Origin of the sequence: Jeongeupia wiesaeckerbachi (assembly GCF_050916355.1) — a bacterium.
GTDB classification, from domain to species: domain Bacteria; phylum Pseudomonadota; class Gammaproteobacteria; order Burkholderiales; family Chitinibacteraceae; genus Jeongeupia; species Jeongeupia wiesaeckerbachi.
In genome coordinates this window covers 238,341-263,265 of record NZ_CP136946.1, presented here as the reverse complement: position 1 = coordinate 263,265, position 24,925 = coordinate 238,341, and the positions used below count along the sequence as shown (strand labels likewise).

At 64.1% G+C, this 24,925-nt stretch carries 23 protein-coding genes and 4 tRNA genes; 18 read left to right on the top strand and 9 right to left on the bottom strand.

Annotated elements, in window-relative coordinates; translation table 11 throughout:
• Positions 1-159 precede the first annotated feature (159 nt).
• Positions 160-951: a GTP cyclohydrolase FolE2 gene (folE2, locus tag R0382_RS01255; protein WP_432721733.1), complete on the top strand. Its 792-nt coding sequence runs from the start codon at positions 160-162 to the stop codon at positions 949-951.
• Between the two features lie 15 nt (positions 952-966).
• Here the strand turns inward: folE2 and R0382_RS01250 are convergent, their stop codons facing one another.
• Positions 967-2,268, bottom strand: coding sequence for an inverse autotransporter beta domain-containing protein (locus R0382_RS01250; RefSeq protein ID WP_432721732.1), 1,302 nt, complete (start codon positions 2,266-2,268; stop codon positions 967-969).
• Positions 2,269-2,408: 140 nt separating this feature from the next.
• Between R0382_RS01250 and R0382_RS01245 the strand changes: the two genes are divergently transcribed.
• Positions 2,409-2,621: a hypothetical protein gene (locus R0382_RS01245; protein WP_432721731.1), complete on the top strand. Its 213-nt coding sequence runs from the start codon at positions 2,409-2,411 to the stop codon at positions 2,619-2,621.
• Between the two features lie 228 nt (positions 2,622-2,849).
• Here the strand turns inward: R0382_RS01245 and R0382_RS01240 are convergent, their stop codons facing one another.
• The 4 genes from R0382_RS01240 to rluD all read right to left on the bottom strand — a co-directional run bounded on the left by R0382_RS01240 (position 2,850) and on the right by rluD (position 7,384).
• Entirely contained in the window at positions 2,850-4,316 is a 1,467-nt protein-coding gene (locus R0382_RS01240; RefSeq protein WP_432721730.1) for a hypothetical protein, read from the bottom strand.
• Positions 4,317-4,343: 27 nt separating this feature from the next.
• Positions 4,344-4,829, bottom strand: a complete 486-nt coding sequence (locus tag R0382_RS01235) for a LuxR C-terminal-related transcriptional regulator (protein WP_432721729.1) — start codon at positions 4,827-4,829, stop codon at positions 4,344-4,346.
• A 775-nt stretch (positions 4,830-5,604) separates the two neighbouring features.
• The gene (gene pgeF / locus R0382_RS01230) at positions 5,605-6,345 is read right to left on the bottom strand and encodes a peptidoglycan editing factor PgeF (protein ID WP_432721728.1); all 741 of its coding nucleotides are present in this window, start codon (positions 6,343-6,345) and stop codon (positions 5,605-5,607) included.
• The gene (rluD, locus tag R0382_RS01225) at positions 6,332-7,384 is read right to left on the bottom strand and encodes a 23S rRNA pseudouridine(1911/1915/1917) synthase RluD (protein WP_432721727.1); all 1,053 of its coding nucleotides are present in this window, start codon (positions 7,382-7,384) and stop codon (positions 6,332-6,334) included. Before rluD ends, pgeF begins: the two co-directional genes overlap by 14 nt.
• Here rluD and R0382_RS01220 point away from each other — a divergent pair.
• The 5 genes from R0382_RS01220 to R0382_RS01200 all read left to right on the top strand — a co-directional run bounded on the left by R0382_RS01220 (position 7,383) and on the right by R0382_RS01200 (position 8,694).
• Entirely contained in the window at positions 7,383-8,183 is an 801-nt protein-coding gene (locus R0382_RS01220; RefSeq protein ID WP_432721726.1) for an outer membrane protein assembly factor BamD, read from the top strand. The two genes, rluD and R0382_RS01220, sit on opposite strands and share 2 nt — an antisense overlap.
• Positions 8,184-8,280: 97 nt before the next feature.
• Positions 8,281-8,356 (top strand) — tRNA-Ala (locus R0382_RS01215).
• 67 nt (positions 8,357-8,423) lie between these two features.
• A tRNA-Glu gene (locus R0382_RS01210) sits at positions 8,424-8,499 on the top strand.
• Positions 8,500-8,527: 28 nt separating this feature from the next.
• A tRNA-Arg gene (locus tag R0382_RS01205) sits at positions 8,528-8,604 on the top strand.
• 14 nt (positions 8,605-8,618) lie between these two features.
• Positions 8,619-8,694: transfer RNA gene (locus R0382_RS01200), tRNA-Glu, on the top strand.
• A 76-nt stretch (positions 8,695-8,770) separates the two neighbouring features.
• Here R0382_RS01200 and R0382_RS01195 read toward each other — a convergent pair.
• Positions 8,771-9,457, bottom strand: coding sequence for an alpha/beta hydrolase (locus tag R0382_RS01195; protein WP_432721725.1), 687 nt, complete (start codon positions 9,455-9,457; stop codon positions 8,771-8,773).
• A gap of 119 nt (positions 9,458-9,576) precedes the next feature.
• On the bottom strand, positions 9,577-10,362 hold the full coding sequence (locus tag R0382_RS01190) for a DeoR/GlpR family DNA-binding transcription regulator (protein WP_432721724.1): 786 nt from the start codon (positions 10,360-10,362) through the stop codon (positions 9,577-9,579).
• A 124-nt stretch (positions 10,363-10,486) separates the two neighbouring features.
• Here R0382_RS01190 and glpD point away from each other — a divergent pair, with 124 nt between their 5' ends.
• The 9 genes from glpD (at position 10,487) to tpiA (ending at position 20,484) form a co-directional block, all read left to right on the top strand.
• A complete protein-coding gene (gene glpD, locus R0382_RS01185; protein ID WP_432721723.1) occupies positions 10,487-12,037 on the top strand; it encodes a glycerol-3-phosphate dehydrogenase in 1,551 nt (516 codons plus the stop codon).
• A gap of 92 nt (positions 12,038-12,129) precedes the next feature.
• Positions 12,130-13,227 carry an ABC transporter ATP-binding protein gene (locus tag R0382_RS01180; protein WP_432721722.1) on the top strand — a complete coding sequence of 366 codons (1,098 nt, stop codon included), beginning with the start codon at positions 12,130-12,132 and terminating at the stop codon, positions 13,225-13,227.
• Entirely contained in the window at positions 13,214-14,299 is a 1,086-nt protein-coding gene (locus tag R0382_RS01175) for an ABC transporter ATP-binding protein (protein ID WP_432721721.1), read from the top strand. The genes R0382_RS01180 and R0382_RS01175 overlap by 14 nt, the downstream gene beginning before the upstream one ends.
• 9 nt (positions 14,300-14,308) lie before the next feature.
• The gene (locus R0382_RS01170) at positions 14,309-15,184 is read left to right on the top strand and encodes a carbohydrate ABC transporter permease (RefSeq protein WP_432721720.1); all 876 of its coding nucleotides are present in this window, start codon (positions 14,309-14,311) and stop codon (positions 15,182-15,184) included.
• Positions 15,177-15,989 carry a carbohydrate ABC transporter permease gene (locus R0382_RS01165; protein WP_432721719.1) on the top strand — a complete coding sequence of 271 codons (813 nt, stop codon included), beginning with the start codon at positions 15,177-15,179 and terminating at the stop codon, positions 15,987-15,989. Before R0382_RS01170 ends, R0382_RS01165 begins: the two co-directional genes overlap by 8 nt.
• A gap of 15 nt (positions 15,990-16,004) precedes the next feature.
• Positions 16,005-16,283 carry a DUF2160 domain-containing protein gene (locus R0382_RS01160; RefSeq protein ID WP_432721718.1) on the top strand — a complete coding sequence of 93 codons (279 nt, stop codon included), beginning with the start codon at positions 16,005-16,007 and terminating at the stop codon, positions 16,281-16,283.
• A 104-nt stretch (positions 16,284-16,387) separates the two neighbouring features.
• Entirely contained in the window at positions 16,388-18,121 is a 1,734-nt protein-coding gene (locus R0382_RS01155; RefSeq protein ID WP_432721717.1) for an ABC transporter substrate-binding protein, read from the top strand.
• 90 nt (positions 18,122-18,211) lie between these two features.
• Positions 18,212-19,717, top strand: a complete 1,506-nt coding sequence (gene glpK / locus R0382_RS01150; protein ID WP_432721716.1) for a glycerol kinase GlpK — start codon at positions 18,212-18,214, stop codon at positions 19,715-19,717.
• Between the two features lie 11 nt (positions 19,718-19,728).
• Positions 19,729-20,484, top strand: coding sequence for a triose-phosphate isomerase (gene tpiA / locus R0382_RS01145; protein WP_432721715.1), 756 nt, complete (start codon positions 19,729-19,731; stop codon positions 20,482-20,484).
• Between the two features lie 9 nt (positions 20,485-20,493).
• Here tpiA and R0382_RS01140 read toward each other — a convergent pair whose 3' ends face one another.
• Both R0382_RS01140 and R0382_RS01135 read right to left on the bottom strand, forming a co-directional pair.
• Positions 20,494-21,879, bottom strand: a complete 1,386-nt coding sequence (locus tag R0382_RS01140) for an ATP-binding protein (RefSeq protein WP_432721714.1) — start codon at positions 21,877-21,879, stop codon at positions 20,494-20,496.
• Positions 21,876-22,592, bottom strand: coding sequence for a response regulator (locus R0382_RS01135; protein WP_432721713.1), 717 nt, complete (start codon positions 22,590-22,592; stop codon positions 21,876-21,878). Before R0382_RS01135 ends, R0382_RS01140 begins: the two co-directional genes overlap by 4 nt.
• A 449-nt stretch (positions 22,593-23,041) precedes the next feature.
• Between R0382_RS01135 and R0382_RS01130 the strand changes: the two genes are divergently transcribed.
• Together R0382_RS01130 and R0382_RS01125 are read left to right on the top strand one after the other, a co-directional pair.
• Positions 23,042-23,551: a Spy/CpxP family protein refolding chaperone gene (locus R0382_RS01130; protein ID WP_432721712.1), complete on the top strand. Its 510-nt coding sequence runs from the start codon at positions 23,042-23,044 to the stop codon at positions 23,549-23,551.
• An 85-nt stretch (positions 23,552-23,636) separates the two neighbouring features.
• Positions 23,637-24,869: an MdtA/MuxA family multidrug efflux RND transporter periplasmic adaptor subunit gene (locus tag R0382_RS01125; protein ID WP_432721711.1), complete on the top strand. Its 1,233-nt coding sequence runs from the start codon at positions 23,637-23,639 to the stop codon at positions 24,867-24,869.
• Positions 24,870-24,925: the final 56 nt, after the last annotated feature.

Sequence of the window (24,925 nt, the reverse complement as noted above, 5' to 3'; positions counted from 1 at the left end):
TTCTGTTCTGGTCGTGGCGGATGTGCGCCGTGCCGTTCATGCCCACATGAATTCCCGACTGGTTTACTCGGTTATTGGTCGCCGTTATAATGACTCAGCTTTCAATTAATTACCGGTTATCAGCCGCTCGGTGCTTATAACCGCTGGAGAGATATCTCGATGAACGCCCCGCAGTCCATCCCTGACGTGCAAAGCACCCCCGACCTGCGCAATATTGCGATCAACAAGGTCGGGATCAAGTCGATCCGCCACCCGGTCCGCGTGGCCGATCGCAGCGAAGGCGTGCAGCACACGGTGGCGACGTTCGACATGTATGTGTTCCTGCCGCAGCACTTCAAGGGCACGCACATGAGCCGCTTCGTCGAGATCCTCAACGGCCAGGAGCGCGAGATCTCGGTCGATTCGTTCGAGACCATCCTGCGGCAGATGTGCGAACGCCTCGAAGCCGACGCCGGCTATCTGGAAATGCGCTTCCCGTACTTCATCAACAAGACCGCGCCGGTATCGGGCGTCGAAAGCCTGCTCGACTACGACGTTGCGCTGGTCGGCGAGCTGAAGAACGGCGTGTTCACCCAGCAGCTCAAGGTGCTGGTGCCGGTGACCAGCCTGTGCCCGTGCTCGAAGAAGATTTCGCAGTACGGCGCGCACAACCAGCGCAGCCACGTGACGATTACCGCAACGCTCGGCGAGCACGTCTGGATCGAAGAACTGGTGCAGATCGTCGAAGCCGAAGCCTCGTGCGAGCTGTACGGCCTGCTCAAGCGCCCGGACGAGAAGTTCGTCACCGAGCGCGCTTATGAGAATCCGAAGTTCGTCGAAGACATGGTGCGTGACGTTGCGGCGCGGCTGAATGCCGATCCGCGCGTGGTGGCCTATGTGGTCGAATCGGAAAACTTCGAATCGATCCACAACCACTCGGCGTATGCGCTGATCGAGCACGACAAGCGCTAAGCGCGATCAAACGTATCAAACGGGGCCATCGGCCCCGTTTTGCATTGGTACCGGCGCGGCGCGCAACTGAATCGCCGGCGTGACCACGGCGTTGCCGTTGCTGTCGACGATGCGCGCGGCCAGCGTGTAACCGTGGCCGTCTGCCGGCAAGGCGAGCTTGACCCGCGCCGACAAGATGCCGCTGCGCCCGAGCAGGGGACTGGTGCCGGCGCTGGTGAGCAGCGCTGCGCCATCGCCGATCCACGCGAGGCTGACGATCGGCTGGCGCGACGTGACGGTCAGCGTTGCGCTGCCGGGCTGACCCGTCGCGGCTTGATCGGCCGACAGGCTGGCACTGAACGCCGGCGCCGGCGCGGGCGCAGCGCTGCTTTGCCGGGCGACGCTGCCGTTGCGATCGACAAAGTCGTTGTCCCGGCGCGGCAGGGATGGCTTTGCGTCGCTGCTACGCAGCTGTTTGTCGAGTGGCACGCCGAATTGGTAGCTCAGCGTCGCCTGCAGCTGCCAGTCGCGTTCGTCGTTGTCGTCGCGGCGGAAATGGGCGCCGAAACTGAGCAGCGGTACCGGCGTGTACTGCAGCGATGCGCTGACCGCCGACGGATTATCATGGGCGGTGTCACTCCCCGGCAGGCTGATGTCGTCGCCGTGGTAGCGCTCGAAACGTACGCTGCCGCCGAGCTGCGGCCACGCCGGCAGATGGGCCTGTGCGTTGAGGTCGAAGCCGCGGGCGGCACGTTCGCTGCGTTCGTCCGCGCCGCCCCGGCCACCCACGGGCAGATAGGTGTTGATGGCAAGGCGCAGGTAATCGCTGCTGTTGCTGGCACCGAAGCCGATGCGGGTCGTATCGCCGCCGAGATCCCGGTCGACAAAGGCGCTGTAGCCGCTCAGCCCGGCGCCGTGCTGGACGCGCTGGACAATCCCGATGTTGCTCACCGCACGCTCTCCGTCATGGCGAACGCCGAACTGTGCAAACCGGTTTTGCGGGCCGGTGGCATCGATGGGGAGTAGCAGGTCGGCGCTGGCATCCCCCAGGCGGCCCTCTTCGTCGAGCTGGGTGTGGATTCGCGCCTGTCCGTACTGATCGAACAAGGTTTCCAGCCCGCTGCCGGTGCGATCGAGCAGCGTCGCGCGCCAGCCGTATTGCCCGGCAACCAGCGACTGTTCGGCCATGCTTGCCAGGGCTGCTTCGCCATCCTCATGCTGGATGCTGCTGCCGATGTCGGGCAGCGACGACCCCGCCGCATCGGACACGAACGGCGCATCCGCCGCCGATGCCGGGCCGGCAAGCAAAAGCAGGATGAGGCAGCGCAGTGAGGGCATCGGCAGGCGAGTGCGGCGAAAGAGGTCATTCTGACAAAGCTGGCCTGCCTCGCCCCGTAACAATTTCGCATCGCGGCCGGAAGCGCCGGCAGCGTCTGACGTATCATCCGGACCTGTTTTCTTGAGACCGGAATCGCACCGTGTACATTCTGCTGATCGGCTATCTCTACGTCGTGGTGATGTTCGCCGCCGCCAGCGGTAGCATCGCCAAGGCCGTCGTCTGGATCGTGTTGCTTGGCGTGTTGCCGACGTGGCTGCTTGTCTGGCTCAAACGTCGCGGCCAGATCGTTCGCGAGCGCAAGGCCGCGGAAGAAAACGGCAGCGACGACGAGGATGCCGGTAGCGGCAGCTGAAGCCAGAGCATGTCTCGTTGCGTTGATGTTTCGATGCTGGCGCCTTGAGGATCGAACTCGCAGTCTTGAGGTGGCTGCGCCATTGGCCCGGCGGCTTTGCGCCGGCAGATGCTCAGCAACGCGCCCTGGCCGAGCAGGCGAAGCTGCTTCAGCCAGCCTTTGGCCAGCCAAAGAAATCGGCCTCCCCGTGCAGGGAGACCGAATCAAACGCCAGCAAAACACGAGCACTTACTTGGCAGCGGCCTCTTGCGGCGCCTGCAGCTGCTTCTCGATCGGACGTGGCACCCGCAGCACCAGATGCGGATAGGCCGTCAGATCGATACCCAGCTCGTTGATATCCGACAGCATGTCCGGCCGTTCGGTCGCGGTGCCGCCACCGCCGGATACCGAGTCGGACAGGATGGCATCCAGATTGTTGCTGGCATCCGCGTAGTTGATTTTTTGCGCCTTATCGAGGAAAGCGGTGAAGTTGATGTAGTCCTGCGATGTGGTATTCAGCACCGAATATTTCAGCGCCGCGACGTAGCTTTCATATTTGAAGTTGAACGAAATCTTCTCGACTTTGCTGCATGGTGTCGTGAAGGCGGTTTGTTCCGAAGTCACTTCGATATGGAAGAACTTGACCTTAGGCAGGTACACGGTGGTGCTGCCGCTACTGTCGATGGGGACGGCTTCGTGGCATTGGCCGAGCAAGGTCGTCGAGAAGCTGCGTTCCTTCTGATCCCAGCTGCTGCGCAGCGTGTTGCCAACTCCCTGCATGAACTTCGCGACCGATTCGATGATGCCCGACGGTACCACGGCGGCATCGAAGATCAGCTTGATGAAGTCGGTGCTGAATTCGGCAAGCACCTGGGTATTGGTAAAGGTTTCCGTGGTGATCTTGAAGCTGGAAAGCCCGCCGGCATCAACCAGCATTTTCTGCATTTTGTTGGTGACCGGGAGATCCCATTGATTCTTCGGCTTCGGGTCGCCCGGCAGGATGAATTTTTTCGGGTCTTTCAGCTGTGCCGCGTAAACGTTCTGCCGGATCGTGGCGAAGTAACTGGCGATCTTGTCGCAGACGTTCCGGCCGGTAATGAATTGCGGATTGCCGGTCACAAAGCTGCTGGACAGATTGACGAAGCTCACCAGGCCATCCGAATCCTGGAAGGCTTTCGGGTCTGCGCCGGCGGTGGCTGAGAGCAGGGGCGTGGTGCCCATGATTTGGGCCAGATGATCAAATGCATCATGACGGCTGATGGCTTGCTCATCCATGGCCGCAAGGGCAGAGACATCCGCAGTACGGGCCCCCTGGAGAAGGTGAGCATTCGAAGGCGGATATTCGTCCGGGCAATTGCAAATAACGGCGTTGGTGTTCTCGCCAGGGACGACGGTGTGCGGAATCGCCCCGTTGGGAATCCAGAAATAGGTACCCGTCGGGCGATACTCCGTGCCATTCGGATTCACCGGGCGCAGACCGGCGGGCGCGGTACCTTGCACAAGGACGGGGAGTTGCCAGGAGCCGGGCGGATTGGTTGAAACCGGGCAGTAGAACGAACCGCCAGCAAGACGCCGGACCTCGTAATGCAGATGAGGTGTCGTAGAGAAATTCCAGCGCGCTGTGACGTCGCTGTAATAACCATCCCGATCAAGACGCCAGACCTGAACGCCGTGCCAACCGGCGATGGTGGTACCTGCTAGAGCAATGACTCGCATTTCAAAACTCCTGAGACTGTTGGGAAATCACTCTGCCGCTGCGGCATTGACCGCAATATAGGTAGCGACTTCCTCATCCCTTGTGCCACTGATTGCGTATTGACGCCGTACCCGCGATGCGAGCTGGCGGGCTGATCGGATACCCAATTTCGCCATGGCGTTATGCCGGTGTTTCTCCACGGTTCGGGCGTTTCCGGCTCGTATCCTTGCAATTTGCTTGGCCGAATGGCCATGACACACCAGCCCGAGCACGATGAGTTCCGTGTTGGTCAGCGGGGGGGATGCGGGTAGTGCGAGGAGCAATTGCCGGATCTGCGTGGCGGGTAGGTCGATGCAGGCAAGTGCGTTGGTGCTGGCCAGCTCGCTCTTTCGCTTGATGCGGCTGCCGTGCCGACGGGCCGTATCAACCGTGATGCCCAATTGGGCGGCGATCTGCTTGTAGGATTTCCCGTCAATGATGAGCGATTGGATGAGTTGCTCCTGAGGAGTAAGCGCCTTATCACGCTCATCCACGGCAGATGCGGGGCGCAAGCGCCCGCACGACTCCCCTGAATGGAATCGGCCTGTCTATTCCTCTGCTCCTCGGCGGTTGATGGCGGGTTGCGATTCTTTGTCGCGATTTCACCCCGCCATCAATGTGGCATTTACTGACGCAAACGCTACCGTTTTTGCCGTGAGGGCCGATTCAGTCGCATTCATTTCGCGTCCGATTTCCGCGGAGGATTGTTTAGGGCGGGGCTTTGGCATTCGATTTCTTTTAGGAATGGCCTGAGCGGGGGGGCAGCCTACACGTCCGCAAAACCATTGCCTGGTCGATGAAGCGACGGTCGTCCGAACGCCGAACCTTGATGGTTTGTCGAAGCGGGGCGAGCGGCGTCCGAATTGCTAGGTATAGAGTCATCCGGGTCAGAGGCCGGTGTGATTGCGATGACTTTTTGCCGACTGGCGTCAGCAATGATCTGGCGCCGAGCACGGGTCGGCGGAGCGACTACCGAGGGGCGCTACGATGCGGTGGCTGGCGGTGTGAGGTGGGGAGTGGACTTGGAAAACCGGCGAGCTGGTCCGGTCTGGTGCATCGGATGGTGTCGGGGTGCTGTGCCAGTCACCACGATCCACCTGGCCGCGTCGGGGGCGGAGGCAGATCATCGCTCCCGATGGGGCCGGATCTGCCCAGCCAGCGTTGCTGGGCATCAATCCAGGGAGCGCGAATCATCGGGGGGGGGAGGCGCTTCACTACGCCAGGGACGTCTGCTTCGTCAGGACGTCCGTAGCGAAACGCCTGAAGGTGCTAATCCTGCAGCCAGATCAGGCTGGCCATGCGTCCGGTGGTGCGATCGCGGCGGTACGAGTACCAGCGTTCACCGTCCGACACCGTGCACAGGCCACCGCCGTAGACACGGCTGACGCCGACCGCGGCAAGCCGTTGCCGGGCCAGCAACTCGATGTCGGCCCAGTACTTGCTGTCGATGCTGCCGGGCCTGAACGCGCTGACGGCGTTGGCATCGTGCGCGATGAAGGCGTCTCGTACTTCGGCACCGACTTCGAACGCGTCGCGGCCGATCGTTGGTCCGAGCCAGGCCATCAGCGTTTCGCCGGGCACCTGCATCGCCGCGACGGTGGCTTCGAGTACGCCGGCGCACAGCCCACGCCAGCCGGCGTGGGCGCCACCGACGACGGTGCCCTTATCGTTGCACAGCAGCACCGGCAGGCAATCGGCAGTCATGATCACGCACACGGCGCCGGGGCCATGGGCAACACTGGCATCGGCGGTCGCGTCGCGCTGCGGCACACCGGCGTCGAGTACCGCGGTGCCGTGTACCTGGGTCAGCCACAGCGGCGTCGCCGGCAGGGCGACGGCCAAGGCGGCGCGGTTGGCGGCAACCGCCTGCGGATCGTCGCCGACGTGATCACCCAGATTGAAGCCGTCATAGGGCGCCAGGCTGACGCCGCCACGTCGTGTCGTCTGCAGCGCGCGTACGCGCGCCGGCGCAGGCCAGTCCGGCACCAGGCCGTGATCAGTCGCGGACATAGACCAGTTCAACATCGTGGTCGTCATCGTCGTCCCAGTCGTCATCGTCAAAATCATCGTCGCCACCGGCCTCGACCCGCAGTGCCGCCAGCAAGCCTTCGAAATCGGCCGGCAGCGGTGATTTCCACGTCATCGTCTTGCCGCTGGCCGGGTGCACCAGGCTGAGCTTTTTCGCGTGCAGCGCCTGGCGGCCGAAATCCTCGAGCGCCAGCATGATCTCGGGGGCGAACAGTTTCTGCCGTCCGCCGTAGACCGGATCGGCGGCAAGCGGATGACCGACGTGCGCCATGTGCACGCGGATCTGATGGGTGCGGCCGGTTTCGAGTTTGCATTCGACCAGCGTGTGCGCACTGAAACGTTCGAGCACGCGGAAGTGGGTGACGGCCGGTTTGCCTGTGCCGACCACGGCCATCTTGGTCCGTTCGCGCGGATGGCGGCCGATCGGCGCATCGACGCGGCCATCGCGCTTGACGAGGCCCTGGGCGATTGCAAAGTAATGACGGCTGACCGTCCGCGCCTGCAGTTGCTGCACCAGCGAGGTCTGTGCCTGCAGCGTGCGTGCGACGACCATCAGCCCGCTGGTGTCCTTGTCGAGCCGGTGGACGATGCCGGCGCGCGGCACGCCCTTGAGTTCGGGGTAGTGGTGCAGCAGGCCATTCAGCAGTGTGCCGGACCAATTGCCGCTGCCGGGGTGGACAACGAGGCCGGCCGGCTTGTTGATGATGAGGATCGTCTCGTCGGCGTAAAGCACGTCGAGCGGGATGTCCTCGGCTTGAAAAGCGACTTCGTCTGGATTGGCCTGGATCTCGACCGCAATGGTCTCGCCGCCCCAGAGTTTGAGCTTCGGCGTCGCAGGCTGGCCATCGACGGTCACCAGACCGTCCTTGATCCAGTTGGCGAGCCGGCTGCGCGAATAATCGGGCAGCAGCTGCGCCAGCGCAGCGTCGAGGCGTTGGCCGGCGACATCGGCTGGTGCGGTCAGGACACGCGGCTCGCTTATGTCGCTATAATCGTCGGGTTCTAAATCAGGATGCATCATGGGCAAGATTCTACCGCGATTCCTGGCGTGCGCTTCGGTCGCCGTGCTGTTGGCCGGCTGCGCGTCGACGCCGACCGACGATGACGAAACCAAGGGCTGGACCGCCGAAAAGCTGTACAGCACCGCCAAGGCCGAGCAGGCCGATCGCAACTTCGAGAAATCGACCAAGCTCCTGGAAAAGCTTGAGGCACGTTATCCCTATGGTCGCTACGCCCAGCAGGCGCAGCTCGAGGAAGCGTACAACCACTACAAGGCGCAGGAGCCGCTGCTCGCGCAGGCCGCGATCGATCGCTTCATCAAGAGCAATCCGGTGCACCCGAGCATGGATTACGCGCTGTATCTGAAGGGGCTGGTGAGCTTCAACGAGATGCAGGGCTTCCTGTCGGCGATCTCCAAGCAGGACATGTCCGAACGTGATCCGAAGGCGGCGAAGGAATCATTCGACGCGTTCAGGGATCTGGTGCAGCGTTTCCCGGAAAGCAAGTATGCCGCCGACTCGCAAGTGCGCATGGGCTATCTGATCGGTGCGCTGGCGAGCTACGAGCTGCATGTCGCCAAGTATTACTACAAGCGCGGTGCGTATCTGGCTGCGGCGAACCGCGGCAAGTACCTGATCGAAACCTACTCGAACACCAAGCAGGTCGAAGCAGGGCTGGCGATGATGGTGATGAGTTACGACAAGCTCGGCTTGAACGATCTGCGTGACGACGCCAAGCGCGTGCTGTTGAAGAACTATCCGAACACGCAGACCCTGAATCAGGACTTCCTGGACGATCCGTCTTGGTGGACGCCGTTCTGATTCAGTATCGAAACAGGTTTTATCGGCTTTATCGAAAAATAGTTCAGAAAGTGCTTTACAACGATAAAACCTGTTTATATACTGTGCATCTCTTTTGGGGGGTATAGCTCAGTTGGGAGAGCGCTTGCATGGCATGCAAGAGGTCATCGGTTCGATCCCGTTTACCTCCACCAGATTGAAAGTCGGCCGCTTAGGCGGCCGATTTGAATTTTAAGCAGTAAGAAGCAAGAGTTAAACGACGTCCCCATCGTCTAGAGGCCTAGGACACCACCCTTTCACGGTGACTACCGGGGTTCGAATCCCCGTGGGGACGCCATAAAGAGCAGTAAAGTTGAAGTTACAGTGCACCCGTAGCTCAGTTGGATAGAGTATCTGGCTACGAACCAGAGGGTCGGGCGTTCGAATCGCTCCGGGTGCACCACTTCTTCAACCGCAGTCCCCATCGTCTAGAGGCCTAGGACACCACCCTTTCACGGTGACTACCGGGGTTCGAATCCCCGTGGGGACGCCAATATATATAAAACGGTCTGACAGCAATGTCAGACCGTTTTTTTTCGTTCTGCGTCGGCGTGCATTGGCACGCGAACTCAGGCGCCGGCCGCGTCGGCGATCAACTGGGCAATCTCGGCCGGCTTCGAGACCAGCGATGCGTGGCTGGCGGGCAGCGAAATCGTCGTTGCCTCCATCCGTTCCGCCATCCAGCGCTGCGCTTCGGGTGGAATCATGTGATCGTTTTCCGAGATCTGATACCACGACGGGATGGATTTCCAGGCCGGAACGGTGACCGTGTCTTCGAAGCAGCGTCCGGCTATCGGTTTTTGTACCGCCGCCATCAAGCGTGCATCGGCTTCACTGCAATCCTGCGCAAAACTTTCCCGAAACAAGGTGCGATCGATCCACAGCAGACCGTTCGCCTGCGGCCGGATGCCCTGCGTGCCAGACGGTGCGGCTTGGCGTGCAAAGATGCCACCCAGGCTTTCGCCCTGGTCGGGTGCAAACGCGGCCACGTAGACCAGCGCGATCACATTGCCGGCCGCGGTTGCTGCTTCGGTAATCACGGCGCCGCCGTAGGAATGGCCGACCAGCACGGTGGGGGTATCACGCATCGACAGCAGATTGCGGGTAACCGCCGCGTCGTCGGCAAGGCCGCTCAGCGGCAGTTGGACCGCAGACACCTCGAAACCCCGCGCTTCCAGCAGGGGAATGACCTTGCTCCAGTTCGAGCCATCCGCCCAAGCGCCGTGGACCAGTACCACCCGTGTCGTCGTTGCCATGCCATTACTCCCGATGCGCGACGCCGGGCTGGTGGAAGGGATGTCGCGCAGATCCGCCTCCGGCCCTGATGTGCCAGCTTAGGCGCGGCTGCGGCAATCCGCGCGCGTCTGTTGTGCGGTCAGGCGCTGGACGTCGCTTCGGCCATTCCGGTCGCGGCGATAAAGACTTCGGTGTTCGTGCCGTGTAGCGTTGCGGCAATTTCGTCGGGGAGTGGCCGGTCGGTAAAGAACTTGTCGACGGCCGAGAGTGGCCCGACCCGCATCATCGCCCTGCGGGTGAATTTGCTGTGATCGGCGACGAGCCAGACTTCGCGCGATTGCGCCAGGATGGCCTGGGTGACGCGTACTTCGCGGTCGTCGTAGTCGAGCAGCGTGCCGTCGTCGTCGATGGCCGAAATGCCGATGATGCCGACGTCGACCCGGTACTGGCGGATGAATTCGATCGTCGCCTCGCCGACGATGCCGCGATCGTGCGCGCGGACCTGGCCACCGGCGATGATCACATTGGCATTGCCGTTGCCGGACAGGATCGCCGCGACATTGAGATTGTTGGTGACGACGCGCAAGCCCGCATGGCCGATCAGCGCCTTGGCGACTTCCTCGGTCGTCGTGCCGATATTGATCAGCAGCGAGCGGCCCGGCGCCAGATGGCGGGCAACGAGGGCGGCGATGCGTTGCTTGGCGTCCAGATGCAGCGTCTGCCGCAGTCGGTAGTCGATATTGTCGATCGACGAGGGCAGGCTCACACCACCGTGATAGCGCACCAGCAAGCGCTCGCTTTCCAGCGTGCCGATGTCGCGGCGGATGGTCTGCGGGCTGACGCCCAGCGTGCGGGCGAGCGTGTCGATCGAGACGTCGCCGAGGCGGCGAACGCATTCGATGATCTGGCGGTGACGAGGCAGCATGGGCATTCGTTCCGAAAACAAAAGAACATAAAACACCAAAGGTGCTTTCGGATTCTAACTTGTAGTTGCGGTTTGTGTGACTACAATTCGAGCAGATCAACCCTCGAAAGGGGGCGTGTAAGCCATGTCCGCGCAGTCCGTTCCTGACCGTTGCGATCTGCTGATCGTCGGCGGCGGCATCAATGGTGCCGGCATCGCGCGCGATGCGGCCGGGCGGGGGCTGAGCGTGGTGCTGTGCGAACAGGACGATCTGGCCGGGCATACCTCGTCGGCGAGCACCAAGCTGATCCACGGCGGCTTGCGCTATCTCGAGTACCGCGAGTTCGGTCTGGTGCGCAAGGCGCTGCAGGAGCGCGAAACGCTGCTGAGGCTGGCGCCACACATCATCTGGCCGCTCCGTTTCGTCATGCCGCACGACGTCCATCAGCGTCCGGCGTGGTTGATTCGGGCGGGTTTGTTTCTCTACGATCATCTGGCGCATCGCCGCTTATTGCCGGCATCGTCGTCGATATCGCTTGAACATCACGTCGCCGGTGCTGCACTGAAGCCGCGCTTGCGTCACGGTTTCGTGTATTCGGATGGCTGGGTCGACGATGCGCGTCTCGTCGTACTGAATGCGCTTGATGCCTACGAGCTGGGCGCGCACATCCTGACCCGGACGCGGTGCAGCGCGATCGAGCCGGAGGGCGACCGTTGGCAGGTCACGCTGCAACTGCGGGACGGCGGCAATGCGTGTGTCGACGCCGCCGCCATCGTCAACGCCGCCGGCCCGTGGGCCGCCGAGCTGGCACGGCTGGCGACGCCCGGTTTGACGCGTGCCGCGCTGCGGCTGATCAAGGGCAGTCACATCGTCGTGCCTAGATTGTTCGATCACCCGTACGCCTACCTGTTTCAGAACCCGGACAAGCGCATCATTTTCGCGATTCCGTTCCAGCAGGATTTCACGCTGATCGGCACCACGGACGTCGATTTCACCGGTGATCCGGCCCAAGTGGCGATCAGCGATGACGAGGAGCGCTATCTGTGCGAGATGGCGAGCCGCTATTTCGACCACCCAGTCACGCCGGCACAGATTGTCTGGCGCTATTCGGGCGTGCGGCCGTTGCTCGACGACGATGTCGGCAATGCCGCGGCGGTGACACGCGACTACCGGTTGCAGTTGTCGCCGGACGGCCCGCCCTTGTTGCATGTCTGGGGCGGCAAGATCACCACGTATCGCCGCCTGGCCGAAGAAGCCGTGACGCAGTTGCTGTCGCGACTGGGGCGAACGGCACCGCCTTGGACCGCCGCGCGCCCTTTGCCAGGCGGCGATTTCGACGAGCCGGGCGCATTGAGCCCGGTGCCGGATTTCGATGCCTTCCTCGCGCGCTTTCGCGGCCGCCATCCGTGGATCCCCGATGCCCTGTCTGCTCGGTACTGCCGGCTGTACGGCAGCCGTGCCGAACGGGTGGTCGGCGATGCGGTGGTGATGGCGCAGCTGGGGGTGGAACTGGTTCCTGGGCTATATGAAGCAGAAGCACGCTATCTGATCGACAACGAATGGGCCCGCAGCAGCGAGGATCTGCTGTGGCGGCGTACCAAGCTGGGGCTGCGCTGCCTGCAGGGCGATGTGCAGCGGCTCGATGCATGGCTGGCCAAGCGCGCGGCGGAGGTGCCGAGCCGGCTCAGCGCTTAGCGCCGTTTACGATCTTTTTGCGTCAGTGCCGGGCCGAATCAGGCAGTGCCCGATGGGCTCCGGCGTGCGATGCAGCGCTCACGGGAGGGAATGTGGTTCTCGAACTCGAACACGTCAGCCACGTCGTCGGCGGGAAGACCCATCTGTACGACATCGACCTGAAACTGGTGCCGGGCGCAATCAACGTGCTGCTCGGGCCGACGCAGGCGGGCAAGACGACGCTGATGCGCATCATGGCCGGGCTGGACCGCCCCAGCAGCGGGCGGGTGCGTGTCGACGGCAAGGACGTCACCGGTGTCGGCGTGCGCGAGCGCAATCTGGCGATGGTCTACCAGCAGTTCATCAATTACCCGGCGATGAGCGTGTTCGACAATATCGCCTCGCCGCTGCGGCTGCAGCGCGTCGACGCGGCCGAGCTCCGCCGGCGCGTGCACGAAGTCGCCGCCACGCTGCATATCGATCACTTGCTGAACGCGCGGCCGGGCGAACTCTCGGGTGGGCAGCAGCAACGCTGTGCGCTGGCGCGGGCGCTGGTCAAGCGCGCGTCGCTGGTCCTGCTCGACGAACCGCTGGTCAATCTCGACTACAAATTGCGCGAGGAGCTGCGCTCCGAACTCGGGACGCTGTTCGCCGATGGCCAGACGACCGTGGTCTACGCGACGACCGAACCGCAGGAAGCACTGCTGCTCGGTGGCCATACCGCGCTGGTCCATGCCGGCCGGGTGCTGCAGCATGGCGAGACACTGGCCGTGTACGCGACACCGGCCAGCGTTGACGCCGCGGTGGTGTTCAACGATCCGCCGATGAATTTGCTGCCGGCGACGCTCGGCGAAGGCCGGCAGTTGCGGCTGCCTTTCGGCATCGACGTGACGCTGGCGCGCGACGGCCTGTCTGCGGGCGAGTGCCGGATCGGCATCCGTCCGAGCCAGCTGCGGCTGGCGCCGGTGTCGGCCGATTCGATCGTCGTCCCGTGCGCGCTTGAGCTGGCCGAGCTGTCGGGATCGGAAACCTATCTGCATCTGAACACCCGTCACGGTGGCGTGCATCTGGTAGCGCAGCTGCCGGGCGTGCATACCTTCGAACTGGGCGCCGCGCTCGATGTCCATGTCGAGCCGCGCGAGCTGTTCGTTTTCGGCGCCGATGCCCGATTGGTGTCGGCCCCGCCGGGAGTCGCGCATGGCACGCATTGAATTTCGCGAGCTGGGCCACGCCTACCGGCCGAATCCGGCCTCGGCCAAGGATTATGCGTTGCAGCCGATGAGCATGAGCTGGGACGACGGCGGCGCGTATGCCTTGCTCGGTCCGTCGGGCTGCGGCAAGACGACCTTGTTGAACATCGTCTCCGGTCTGGTGACGCCGTCGCACGGCCGGGTGCTGTTCGATGGCCGCGACGTCACGGCGCTGGGCGCGCGTGAGCGCAACATCGCCCAGGTGTTCCAGTTCCCGGTGATCTACGACACGATGACCGTGTTCGACAACCTGGCGTTTCCCTTGCGCAACCGCGGGCTGGCCGAGGCCGAAATCCGCAATCGCGTGCACGAAGTCGCCGAGATGCTCGAACTGTCGACCGAGCTGAAACACCGTGCCGCCAATCTGGCCGCCGACGCCAAGCAAAAAATCTCGCTCGGCCGCGGTCTGGTGCGCAAGGACGTTGCTGCCATCCTGTTCGACGAGCCGCTGACGGTGATCGACCCGCACCTGAAATGGGCGCTGCGGCGGCAACTGAAGAAGATCCATAACCAGCTGAAGCTGACGTTGATCTACGTGACCCACGATCAGGTCGAGGCGCTGACGTTCGCCGACGAAGTCGTCGTGATGACCGACGGCCGCGTCGTCCAGCAGGGTACGCCGGAGGCGCTGTTCCTGCGACCCGACCACGCCTTCGTCGGTTATTTCATCGGCAGCCCCGGCATGAACCTGTGCCCGCTGTCGCTGGCCGGCGAAGTCGCGACGCTTGGTGGCCAGCCGCTGGCGCTGCCGGAAACGACCTTGCGTACGTTGCGCGGCGCCGGTGGCGAGATCCGGCTCGGCATCCGTCCCGAATTCGTCCGGCTGGCCGTCGCAGGCGACGCCGGTGCGGTCCGGGCCCGCGTGGTGCAGCTGCAGTCGCTCGGCAACAGCCTGCTGCTCAGTGCCAGCGTTGACGGCCAGCTTGTCCGCGCCCGGCTGGCGCCGGAAACACGCCTCAGCGGCGACGAAGTCTGGCTGCGGCTGGCATCGCCGGAAACGCTGTATTTCAGCAACGACGTGCGGATTCCCTAGGGAGCGGCGATGAGCAAACCCGTCAACCAGAAGGCGCTGCTGCTGATCGTGCCGATGTTCGTCTGCGTGGCGTTCTCGGCCATCATGCCCTTGATGACCGTGGTCAATTACTCGGTGCAGGACATCATCAGCCCGACCCAGCATGTGTTTGTCGGCACCGAGTGGTTCCGGATGATCCTCAACGATCCGGACCTGCAGGACGCCCTGGTGCGGCAGCTGGTGTTCTCGTCGTGCGTGCTGCTGATCGAGATTCCGCTCGGCGTTTGTCTGGCGCTGGCGATGCCGGCCAGCGGCTGGCGCGCGTCGGCGACGCTGGTCCTCGTGGCGATGCCGCTCTTGATTCCATGGAACGTCGTCGGCACGGTCTGGCAGATTTTCGGCCGCAACGACATCGGCCTCGGCGGCTATACGCTGACCCGGCTCGGCATCGATTACAACTACACCGCGTCGTCGCTCGACGCCTGGCTGACGGTGCTGGTGATGGACGTCTGGCACTGGACGCCGCTGGTGGCCTTGCTCGGCTACGCCGGCTTGCGGGCGATTCCGGATGCGTTCTATCAGGCTGCCGAGATCGACGGCGCCAGCAGGCTGGCGGTGTTCCGCTATATCGAGCTGCCGAAGATGCGTGGCGTGCTGATGATCGCCGTGCTGCTGCGCTTCATGGACAGCTTCATGATCTACACCGAGCCCTTCGTGCTCACCGGCGGCGGCCCCGGCAATGCGACGACCTTCCTCAGCCAGTACCTGACGCAAAAGGCCGTCGGCCAGTTCGACCTCGGCCCGGCGGCGGCGTTTTCACTGATCTATTTCCTGATCATCCTGCTGTTCTGCTTCATCCTCTACAACTGGATGCAGCGGCTCGGCCAGGGAGAGGGCCATGCGTAAAAGCCGCGTCCTGCCCCGCGCGATCATGCTGACGCTGTACATGCTGTTCACGCTATTGCCGCTGTACTGGATGCTGGCGATGTCGCTGCGCACCAACGAGGAAACGCTCGGCGTGTTCACCTTGCTGCCGCAGGCGCCGACGCTGGATAACTACCGGGTGATCTTCACCGATCCGTCGTGGTACTGGGGTTATCTGAATTCGATCAGCTATGTGCTGATCAACACGGTGTTGTCGGTGCTGGTGGCGCTGCCGGCCGCGTACGCGTTTTCGCGCTATCGCTTCCTCGGCGACAAGCATCTTTTTTTCTGGCTCTTGACCAACCGGATGACGCCGCCGGCGGTGTTCCTGCTGCCATTCTTCCAGCTGTATTCGAGCATCGGCCTGATGGACACCTATTGGGCGGTGGCGCTGGCGCACATGGTGTTCAACGTGCCGCTGGCGGTGTGGATTCTGGAGGGCTTCATGTCCGGCGTTTCGCGCGAGATCGACGAGACCGCCTATATCGACGGCTACAGCTTTCCGGCCTTTTTCATCAAGATCTTCCTGCCGCTGATCAAGGCCGGCGTCGGTGTCACGGCGTTCTTCTGCTTCATGTTCAGCTGGGTCGAACTCTTGCTGGCGCGCACGCTGACGTCGGTCAACGCCAAACCGATCGCCGCGGTGATGACGCGCACGGTGTCGGCCGCCGGCATGGACTGGGGGGTGCTCGCCGCGGCCGGTGTGCTGACGCTGGTACCCGGTGTGCTGGTGATCTGGTTCGTCCGGCACTACATCGCCAAGGGCTTTGCGATGGGCCGCGTCTGATGGAGGGCGAATGACATGGGCTGGATGATGTGGACTCCCGAAGTCGCCGCGTTTTTCGGCTGTATCGCGCTGATGCTGGTGGTGATGACGGTGCTGGAAATCCGCTGGCCGACGATCGAGCGCAAGGGCTGGCTGCCGATTGCGACGACACGGGGCGACCGTTTGTTCATCGGCTTGCTGCTCGCCGCTTACGTCAACCTCGCGTGGCTTGGGCTATCGGCGGAAGACGCCAGCGCCTGGCCGGGGTTTGCACTGTCGATGCTGCTGCTGGCGCTGGTGATGTGGAAAGGATGATTGTGTAGTGCGTGTTTCGATACTACAAAAATCATCAACGGCCCGCCGATCTCCCCGCCGCGGTCACCGTAACGATGAGCACGCGGGGCGTTCAGGAGAAGAAGATGAATGGCAGATTGCGAGTGAGCGTGCTTGCCGTTGCAAGCCTCTTTTCGGCGCCGTGGGCGCTGGCCGGTCCGGCCGATGCCCAGCGCTGGGTCGACAAGGAGTTCCAGCCCAGTACCTTGAGCCGCCAGCAGCAGCTCGATGAAATGAAGTGGTTCATCGACGCCGCCGCCAAGCTCAAGGCCAAGGGCGTGAACCAGATCAGCGTGGTGTCGGAAACGATCACCACGCACGAATACGAATCCAAGGTGCTCGCCAAGGCGTTCTTCGAGATCACCGGCATCAAGGTCAGCCACGACATCATCCAGGAAGGCGACGTGGTCGAAAAACTGCAGACGTCGATGCAGTCGGGCAAATCGATCTACGACGGCTGGATTTCCGACTCCGACCTGATCGGCACGCACTACCGCTATGGCGAGATCATTCCGCTGTCGGATTACATGCGCGGCGCCGGCAAGGAATGGACCAACCCGGGGCTCGATGTGAAGGACTTCATCGGCACCAAGTTCACCACGGCGCCGGACGGCAAGCTCTACCAGTTGCCCGACCAGCAGTTCGCCAACCTGTACTGGTTCCGCGCCGACTGGTTCGCCCGCAAGGATCTGCAACAGAAATTCAAGGCCAAGTATGGCTACGACCTTGGCGTGCCGGTGAACTGGAGTGCCTACGAGGACATCGCCAACTTCTTCACCAACGACGTGAAGGATCTCGACGGCAAGAAGGTCTACGGCCATATGGATTACGGCAAGAAAGACCCGTCGCTGGGCTGGCGCTTCACCGACGCCTGGCTGTCGATGGCCGGCACCGCCGACAAGGGCTTGCCGAACGGGCTGCCGGTCGACGAATGGGGGATTCGCGTCGCCGACGACAAGTGCACGCCGGTCGGCGCGTCGGTGGCGCGCGGCGGCGCGACCAACAGCCCGGCCGCGGTCTATGCGCTGAGCAAGTACATCGACTGGATGAAGAAATACGCGCCGCCGCAGGCGATGGGGATGACGTTCTCCGAATCCGGCCCGGTGCCGGCACAGGGGCAGATCGCCCAGCAGATCTTCTGGTACACGGCGTTTACCGCCGACATGACCAAGAAGGGCCTGCCGGTGGTCAACGACGACGGTACGCCGAAATGGCGCATGGCGCCGGGGCCGCACGGGCCGTACTGGAAGGACGGCATGCAGAACGGCTATCAGGACGTCGGCTCGTGGACCTTCTTCAAGTCGACCGATCCGAACCGGATGGCGGCGGCGTGGCTGTACGCGCAGTTCGTCACGTCGAAGACGGTGTCGCTGAAGAAATCGATCACCGGGCTGACCTTCATCCGCGACAGCGACATCCGCAGCGACTACTTCACCAAGAACGCCAACCGCTACGGCGGGCTGATCGAGTTCTACCGCAGCCCGGCGCGCGTCGCGTGGACGCCGACCGGGACCAATGTGCCGGATTATCCGAAGCTGGCGCAGCTGTGGTGGAAGAACGTCGCGACCGCCGTCACCGGCGAGAAGACGCCGCAGGCTGCGATGGACAACCTCGCCGACGAAATGGATCAGGTGATGGGGCGCTTGCAGCGTGCGGGCATGAAGGTGTGTACGCCGAAGCTGAATCCGAAATCCGATCCAAACAAATGGCTGTCGGACAAGGCCGCACCATGGAAGAAACTGCCGAACGAAAAACCCAAGGGTGAAACGGTCGGCTACGACCAGCTGCTCGACGCCTGGAAAGCGGGTAGGGTGAAGTAAACACGCTGCGCCGGGGGGCAACTTTCCCGGCGCTTTCTGCGGGCCGTTGCCCTGGCGGCGAGGCCCGTCAACGCAAACCAAGGGTCGGACATGCCGTATCTGATGGCGCTGGATCAGGGCACGTCGAGTTCGCGCGCGGTGATTTTCGATGAGCGCGGCGAAATCGTGGTCAGCGCGCAGCGCGAATTCCCCCAGCTTTTTCCGCAACCGGGCTGGGTCGAGCACGACCCGCAGGCGATCTGGCAAAGCCAGTTGCAGACCTGTCGCGAGGCACTGGCGAAGGCGGGGCTTGCCGCCGGTGAGCTTGACGCGCTCGGCATCACCAACCAGCGCGAAACCACACTGGTCTGGGACCGGCGCAGCGGCGAGCCGGTCTTCAACGCCATCGTCTGGCAGGACCGGCGCTCCGAAACGCTGTGCGACGCGCTGCGCGAGGCCGGCCTCGATGAACTGGTCCGCAGCCGGACCGGGCTGGTGATCGATCCGTATTTTTCCGCGACCAAATTGCGCTGGCTGCTCGATCAGGTCCCCGGCGTCCGGCAGCGCGCCGAGCGCGGCGAACTGGCCTTCGGCACCGTCGACAGCTGGCTGGTCTGGAAGCTGACCGGCGGCCGGCTGCACGTCACCGATACGACCAATGCATCGCGCACCATGCTGTTCAATATCCATACCCAGGCGTGGGACGACGAGCTGCTTGCGGCATTCGACATCCCGCGCGCGCTGTTGCCGGTGGTCTGCCCGTCCAGCCATCTCTATGGTCAAACCGAGCCCGAATGGTTCGGGGCGCCAGTGCGCATCGCCGGCATCGCCGGCGACCAGCAGGCAGCGCTGTTCGGCCAGGCCTGTTTTACGCGCGGCAAGGCCAAGAACACCTATGGCACCGGCTGTTTCATCCTGATGCATACCGGCGACGCGGCCGCAGTGTCGCAGAACGGCCTGATCAGTACCGCCGCCTGCCAGACCGGCGCCACGTCGCAATACGCGCTCGAGGGCAGTGTGTTTATCGGCGGCGCGGTGGTGCAGTGGCTGCGCGATGGCCTGAAAGCGATTTCGAGTTCGTCCGACATCGAAAGTCTGGCGTTTTCGGTCCCCGATTCGGGCGGCGTCGTGTTCGTGCCGTCGTTCACCGGCCTTGGCGCGCCGTACTGGGTGCCGACGGCGCAAGGGGCGATTGTCGGTCTCAGCCGCGGCACGACGGTTGCCCACGTCGCACGCGCGGCGCTCGAGTCGATCGCGTTCCAGAGCACCTCGGTGCTGGCGGCGATGCAGCGCGACGCGGTGTCGCCGATCGCCGAACTGCGTGTCGACGGCGGTGCGGCAGCGAACAATCTGCTGCTGCAGTTTCAGGCCGATCTGCTCGGCATCCCGGTTGTACGTCCCAAGGTGATCGAATCGACCGCGCTCGGCGCGGCTTACCTCGCGGGTCTGGCGACCGGACTGTTTGCCAGTGCCGCCGATCTCGAAGCGCACCGGCAAGTCGACCGGACTTTCATGCCCAGTGTCAGCCGCGACGAGGCGGCGCAGCGGATGGCGCAGTGGGAAATCGCGGTCGAGCAGGCGACGCTGCCGGCCAAACGCTCGGCCGGATCGGGCTGAGGAGCGATGCGATGCGCCAGCACTGGGTAATCGGCAACTGGAAAATGAACGGCGGGCTGGCCGCCAATCAGACGCTGCTGGCCGGTGTACACGCGGCGGAAAGCGCCGCCGCGCCGGTGCAATTGGGCGTCTGCGCGCCGTTTCCCTATCTGCTGCAATGCCAGCAGGCGCTGGCGGGAACCGGCGTCGTCTGGGGCGCGCAGGATCTGTCGGCCGAAATCGGCGGTGCATTCACCGGGGAGGTCTGCGGCGCGATGCTGACCGATTTCGACTGCAGCATCGTCATCGTCGGCCATTCGGAGCGCCGCCTTTACCATGGCGAATCCGAAGTCCGCGTTGCCGAGAAAGCCCTGCGCGCGGTCGAGAACGGCATTCGTCCGGTGTTCTGCATCGGCGAAACGCAAGACCAGCACGATGCCGGCGAGACCGAGGCGGTGCTGGCAAGGCAGCTGATGCCGCTGTTCGCCTTGCTCAACGAAACGCGGCTGGCGATGGTGATCGTTGCCTACGAGCCGGTCTGGGCGATCGGCACCGGCAAGACGCCGACGCCGGACGGCGCACAGGCGGTACACCGCTTCATTCGCGACCGGCTGGCGGACCACAGCGCCGAGCTCGCCGATACGCTGCCGGTGCTGTACGGCGGCAGCGTCAAACCGGGCAACGCCGCGAGCTTCTTTGCCCAGCCCGATATCGACGGCGGGCTGATCGGCGGCGCGTCGCTCGACGCCGGCGAGTTTCTCGCCATCGCCAAGGCCGCGCACGGCTGAGCGGATCGATCAGCCCAGCGGCAGGGTCAGCACGACCACTAGGCCGCCGCCGGGACGGTCTGTCAGCGTGATCTCGCCGCCGTGGCTGCGCGCCGTGGCGCGGGCGATCGCCAGCCCGAGGCCGCTGCCGCCGGTGTGGCGCGCGCGCGAGGCTTCCAGCCGCACATAGGGTTCGAACACGCGCTCGCGGTCGGCTTCGGGAATGCCCGGGCCGTGATCGGCGATGCGGATTTCCAGCGTGTCATCGTGTTCGGCAACGTCGACGGCGATCTGCGGGCCGCCGTAGCGCCGTGCGTTGTCGAGCAGATTCGACAGGCAGCGCCGCAGCGCCAGCGGCCTGCCGGTTAGCGGCCGGCGCGGGGTGCCGTGCAGCACCGGCTCGGCACCAAGCGCTTCCATGTCTTCGATCACACCGTCGAGCAGCGCGGCGACGTTGATCTTCACCGTTTTCTCGCTGCTGGCGTCGGCGCGCAGGAAGGCGAGGGTGTTGTCGATCATCTCGTCCATTTCGAGCAGATCGTGCTCGATGTCGCCCTTGAGCTTGGCGTCGGACAGCTTCTCCAGCCGCAGGCGCACCCGGGTGATCGGCAGCCGCAGATCGTGCGAGACGCCGGCGAGCATTTGCGCCCGCGTTTCCAGATAGCGCTTCAGTTCGCGCTGCATCGCGTTGAACGCGCGGGCGGCGTCGGCGACTTCCTGCGGCCCGGTTTCCTGCAGCGGCGGCTGGTCGAGATTCTTGGCCAGACCGGTGGCGGCGTTCGAGAACATCGCCAGCGGCCGGGTCAGCCGCCGTACCGCCCAGAACGACAGCAGCGACACCGCCGCGCCGACCAGCAGCAGCCAGCCGAGCAGGCGGTAAGGATCCTGCCGGCTTGAGGACGGAATGGCGAAGCTGAACGTCGCCACCGCGCCGTCGCCGAGCCGCGCCTGCGTTTGCACGAACAGCAGCGGCATCGGCTTGGGCGGGCCTTCACGGCCGATGGCGCGCGGGTGCCGGTGATCATAGGGTGCGCTTTTCAGCGAAAGCACCTGGAACGGCGTGGCGAGTTTGCCCTGCAGCACGTCGGCGAAAGCGTCGGCCTCGTCGCTGGCGGGGCCACGCCGGGGTTTCCATGGCTCGGCCATCGTCAGGTGCGTCGGCGGGGCGTCGAGGACGCGCACCAGCCGGGCGCGCTCGTCGGCCGGCGTTTCGTTCAGCACCGAGACGATGTCGGCGATCCGCTGCGCCGCGTATTCGCCGCGGATGAAGCGCGTATAGCGCAGCCGGTCCTGCATCACCAGCCACATGCCGGCGAGGTTGGCGATGATCAGCCCCATCATCAGCGCCAGAACCAACTGACCCAGCAAAGTCCTGGGGCCGCGCAGAATGCGTTTCAGCCACTGCGGCAGGCTCATGCGCGGCGCTCCACCGTGGTGGCGAGCACATAGCCTTCGCTGCGGATCGTCTTGATCAGCACCGGTTCGCGCGCGTCGTCGCCAAGCCGGCGGCGCAGCCGGCTGATCATCACGTCGATGGTGCGGTCGAACGGGCCGGATTCGCGCCCGGCCAGCACGTCCATCAACTGGTCGCGCGACAGCACGCGGTTGGCGTTTTCGGCCAGCGCCGACAGCAGCCGGAATTCGCCGGAGGACAACGGCGTGACGACACCGTCGCTGCCGATCAGGTGCCGGGCGCCCAGATCGAGCGCCCAGCCGGCAAACGCCAGCTCGCGCACGGTCTTTTCCTCGCCGCTGCGTTCATGCGCGCGGCGCAGGATGCTCTTGATCCGCGCCAGCAGCTCGCGCGGATTGAACGGTTTGGGCAGGTAGTCGTCGGCGCCCATTTCGAGGCCGATGATGCGATCGAGTTCGTCGCCGCGCGCCGTCAGCATCAGGATCGGTACCGTCGATTCGGCGCGCAGGTTGCGGCACAGCGTCAGCCCGTCGTCGCCGGGCAGCATCAGGTCGAGGATGACGAGGTCGAAGGCGCGCACGGCGAGCGCCGCAGCCATGGCGCGGCCGTCGCCGGCTTCGGTGACGTCGAAACCCTGTTCACCCAGATAGCCCGACAGCAGCGCGCGCAGGTCGGCGTCATCGTCGACAACGAGCAGGGATTTGGCGTGGTGCATGGAGTCTGGCCTTGCGTGTGTTCCGTCTGCCCCAAGGATAACGCCCGCGCGGGGGCCGGGGGGGGATGTGGCAGGGTGTTTACCCTGTTTTACAACCCGTTTACAAAAAGCGGCTTTGTGTGCAAACGCGGTTCACATCGCCAAGGTGTAATGGCCTCGCTCTTAGAACCTGTTCACGACCTTTTCACACCAGCGCCGGGCCGGAAAAAGATCCGGCACAAGGCGTACGACGAAGGCAATAACAGGTTATTGGCAAGGAGTACAACGTAGTGAATGACCTTTTTCCGGCCCGGCCCTTCGGGTTCGGTGCATTGCCGGTGGATCGCGGCGTTGCAAACCGCTTGCGGTACCCGTACCGCGGCGCGGTGCGCGCCTTGCTCCCGAACCGGCACTGCGCCGAACGCTGATGCGAAAAGGTCGTGAACAGGTTCATCAAGGAGAACTCGGACATGAAACGTAATCGTCGGATCGTCACCAGCCTGATCGCTGCCCTCGTCCTTGGTACTGCCGCCACCGCCGCGATGGCGGATGCGCCGGCCAGCGCACCTGCGCAAGCGCGCTGGGGACATCACGAGCGACTGACGCCGGAACAGTGGCAAGCGAAGCTGGACGCCAGATTGACGCGCATGGCGCAGAAACTGCAGATCACGCCGGCGCAGCAGGGCGCGTGGGATGCCTACGCCAAGACCACCCGCGAGACCTTCACCCAGCCGCCGGCAAGGCAGAAGCAGGACGGCATCGCTGCCGCCGAGCAACTGCGCCAGCGTGCGGCGATGATGCAGGAGCACGCCAAGCGTACGCTGAAGATGGCCGACGCGACCGACACGCTGGCCAAGTCGCTGACGCCTGCGCAGAACCAGACGCTGGATGGCATGGTCAAGCACTTCGGTCCGGGCAAGCACCGGATGCCCGGCGCGCACGGTGCCCGTCCGCCGGCACCGGCAGACGCTACGCTGTAAGCGTTATTGCCTCTCAACTTTCAGGGCCGTCTGACGACGGCCCGTTTCCGCGTTTAAACTAGCCGATTTGCTTACGGATTCATCCATGTCCAACGCCACCCCTGACGCCCGCACACCGCACCGCCGCTGGTGGATCGCCGCCATAATCGTCGTGCTCGCCGGCGGTGGCTGGCTACTGAGCCGCGAGGCGCCGCCACAAACGGCCAAGGCGGGCGGGCGCGGCGGCATGGGCATGAGCGGCCCGCAGCCGGTGCAGGCGCAGCCGGTGGTCAAGGGCGAGATGCCGGTGATCCTGTCCGGGCTCGGCACGGTGACCGCGGCGAATACCGTGATCGTTCGCAGCCAGGTCGATGGCCAACTGATGAAGCTGCACTTCACCGAGGGGCAGATCGTCAAGCAGGGTCAGTTGCTGGCCGAGATCGATCCGCGGCCGTTCCAGGTGGCGCTGACGCAGGCCGAAGGCCAGATGGCCAAGGACATGGCCCAGCTCGCCAACGCCCGCGCCGATCTGGCGCGTTACCAGCAGCTGCTGAAGCAGGAATCGATCGCCAAGCAGCAGGTCGATGCGCAGGTGGCGCTGGTCGGCCAGTACGAAGGCTCGGTCAAGGCCGATCAGGGCGCGATCGACGCCGCCCGGCTCGACCTGACCTATTCGCGCGTGACCGCGCCGGTGACCGGCCGCGTCGGCCTGCGCCAGGTCGACCCGGGCAATCTGGTCAAATCGGGCGACACCAACGGCCTGGTCGTGATCACCACGATCAACCCGATCAATGTGCTGTTCACCCTGCCCGAAGCGCAACTGCCGCAGGTGCTTGCGCCGCTGAGCCAGGGCCAGCAGCTGCAGGTCGAGGCATGGGACCGCGGCCTGAGCAAGGCGATTGCGACCGGCAAGCTGCTGACGCTCGACAACCAGATCGATACGACCACCGGCACGGTCAAGCTCAAGGCGCAGTTTGCCAACGACGACGGCATGCTGTTCCCGAACCAGTTCGTCAATGCGCGGATCAAGGTCGCCGACCTGAAGGACGTGGCGATCGCGCCGGGTGCGGCGATCCAGCACGGCGCCCAGGGCAGCTTTGTCTGGGTCGTCGGCAACGACGGCAAGGTCAAGCAGCATGTCGTCAAGACCGGGCCGACCCAGGGCGAGCGCATCGTCATCCTTGAGGGCGCTGCGCCGGGCGACAAGGTTGTTACCGACGGCGCCGACCGGCTGCGCGATGGCGCGGCGGTCGAAGTCGTCGACCCGGCCAAGCGCAACGCCAGCGCTGCCGCATCGCGCCCGAACGGCCGTCGTGCGCACAAGCAGGCCGAACAATGATCGGCGCGACGCGCGAGCATAGGGAGCCGCATCTGTTTTCAGTGCCTTCGGCACCC

What these genes read in the sequence shown, in the direction of transcription:
- folE2 (WP_432721733.1), top strand. Translation starts at nt 160, where the DNA reads ATGAACGCCCCGCAGTCCATCCCTGACGTGCAAAGCACCCCCGACCTG.
- R0382_RS01250 (WP_432721732.1), bottom strand. Translation starts at nt 2,268, where the DNA reads ATGCCCTCACTGCGCTGCCTCATCCTGCTTTTGCTTGCCGGCCCGGCA.
- R0382_RS01240 (WP_432721730.1), bottom strand. Translation starts at nt 4,316, where the DNA reads ATGCGAGTCATTGCTCTAGCAGGTACCACCATCGCCGGTTGGCACGGC.
- pgeF (WP_432721728.1), bottom strand. Translation starts at nt 6,345, where the DNA reads ATGTCCGCGACTGATCACGGCCTGGTGCCGGACTGGCCTGCGCCGGCG.
- R0382_RS01220 (WP_432721726.1), top strand. Translation starts at nt 7,383, where the DNA reads ATGGGCAAGATTCTACCGCGATTCCTGGCGTGCGCTTCGGTCGCCGTG.
- rluD (WP_432721727.1), bottom strand. Translation starts at nt 7,384, where the DNA reads ATGATGCATCCTGATTTAGAACCCGACGATTATAGCGACATAAGCGAG.
- R0382_RS01195 (WP_432721725.1), bottom strand. Translation starts at nt 9,457, where the DNA reads ATGGCAACGACGACACGGGTGGTACTGGTCCACGGCGCTTGGGCGGAT.
- R0382_RS01190 (WP_432721724.1), bottom strand. Translation starts at nt 10,362, where the DNA reads ATGCTGCCTCGTCACCGCCAGATCATCGAATGCGTTCGCCGCCTCGGC.
- glpD (WP_432721723.1), top strand. Translation starts at nt 10,487, where the DNA reads ATGTCCGCGCAGTCCGTTCCTGACCGTTGCGATCTGCTGATCGTCGGC.
- R0382_RS01175 (WP_432721721.1), top strand. Translation starts at nt 13,214, where the DNA reads ATGGCACGCATTGAATTTCGCGAGCTGGGCCACGCCTACCGGCCGAAT.
- R0382_RS01170 (WP_432721720.1), top strand. Translation starts at nt 14,309, where the DNA reads ATGAGCAAACCCGTCAACCAGAAGGCGCTGCTGCTGATCGTGCCGATG.
- R0382_RS01165 (WP_432721719.1), top strand. Translation starts at nt 15,177, where the DNA reads ATGCGTAAAAGCCGCGTCCTGCCCCGCGCGATCATGCTGACGCTGTAC.
- R0382_RS01160 (WP_432721718.1), top strand. Translation starts at nt 16,005, where the DNA reads ATGGGCTGGATGATGTGGACTCCCGAAGTCGCCGCGTTTTTCGGCTGT.
- R0382_RS01155 (WP_432721717.1), top strand. Translation starts at nt 16,388, where the DNA reads ATGAATGGCAGATTGCGAGTGAGCGTGCTTGCCGTTGCAAGCCTCTTT.
- glpK (WP_432721716.1), top strand. Translation starts at nt 18,212, where the DNA reads ATGCCGTATCTGATGGCGCTGGATCAGGGCACGTCGAGTTCGCGCGCG.
- tpiA (WP_432721715.1), top strand. Translation starts at nt 19,729, where the DNA reads ATGCGCCAGCACTGGGTAATCGGCAACTGGAAAATGAACGGCGGGCTG.
- R0382_RS01140 (WP_432721714.1), bottom strand. Translation starts at nt 21,879, where the DNA reads ATGAGCCTGCCGCAGTGGCTGAAACGCATTCTGCGCGGCCCCAGGACT.
- R0382_RS01135 (WP_432721713.1), bottom strand. Translation starts at nt 22,592, where the DNA reads ATGCACCACGCCAAATCCCTGCTCGTTGTCGACGATGACGCCGACCTG.
- R0382_RS01130 (WP_432721712.1), top strand. Translation starts at nt 23,042, where the DNA reads ATGAAACGTAATCGTCGGATCGTCACCAGCCTGATCGCTGCCCTCGTC.
- R0382_RS01125 (WP_432721711.1), top strand. Translation starts at nt 23,637, where the DNA reads ATGTCCAACGCCACCCCTGACGCCCGCACACCGCACCGCCGCTGGTGG.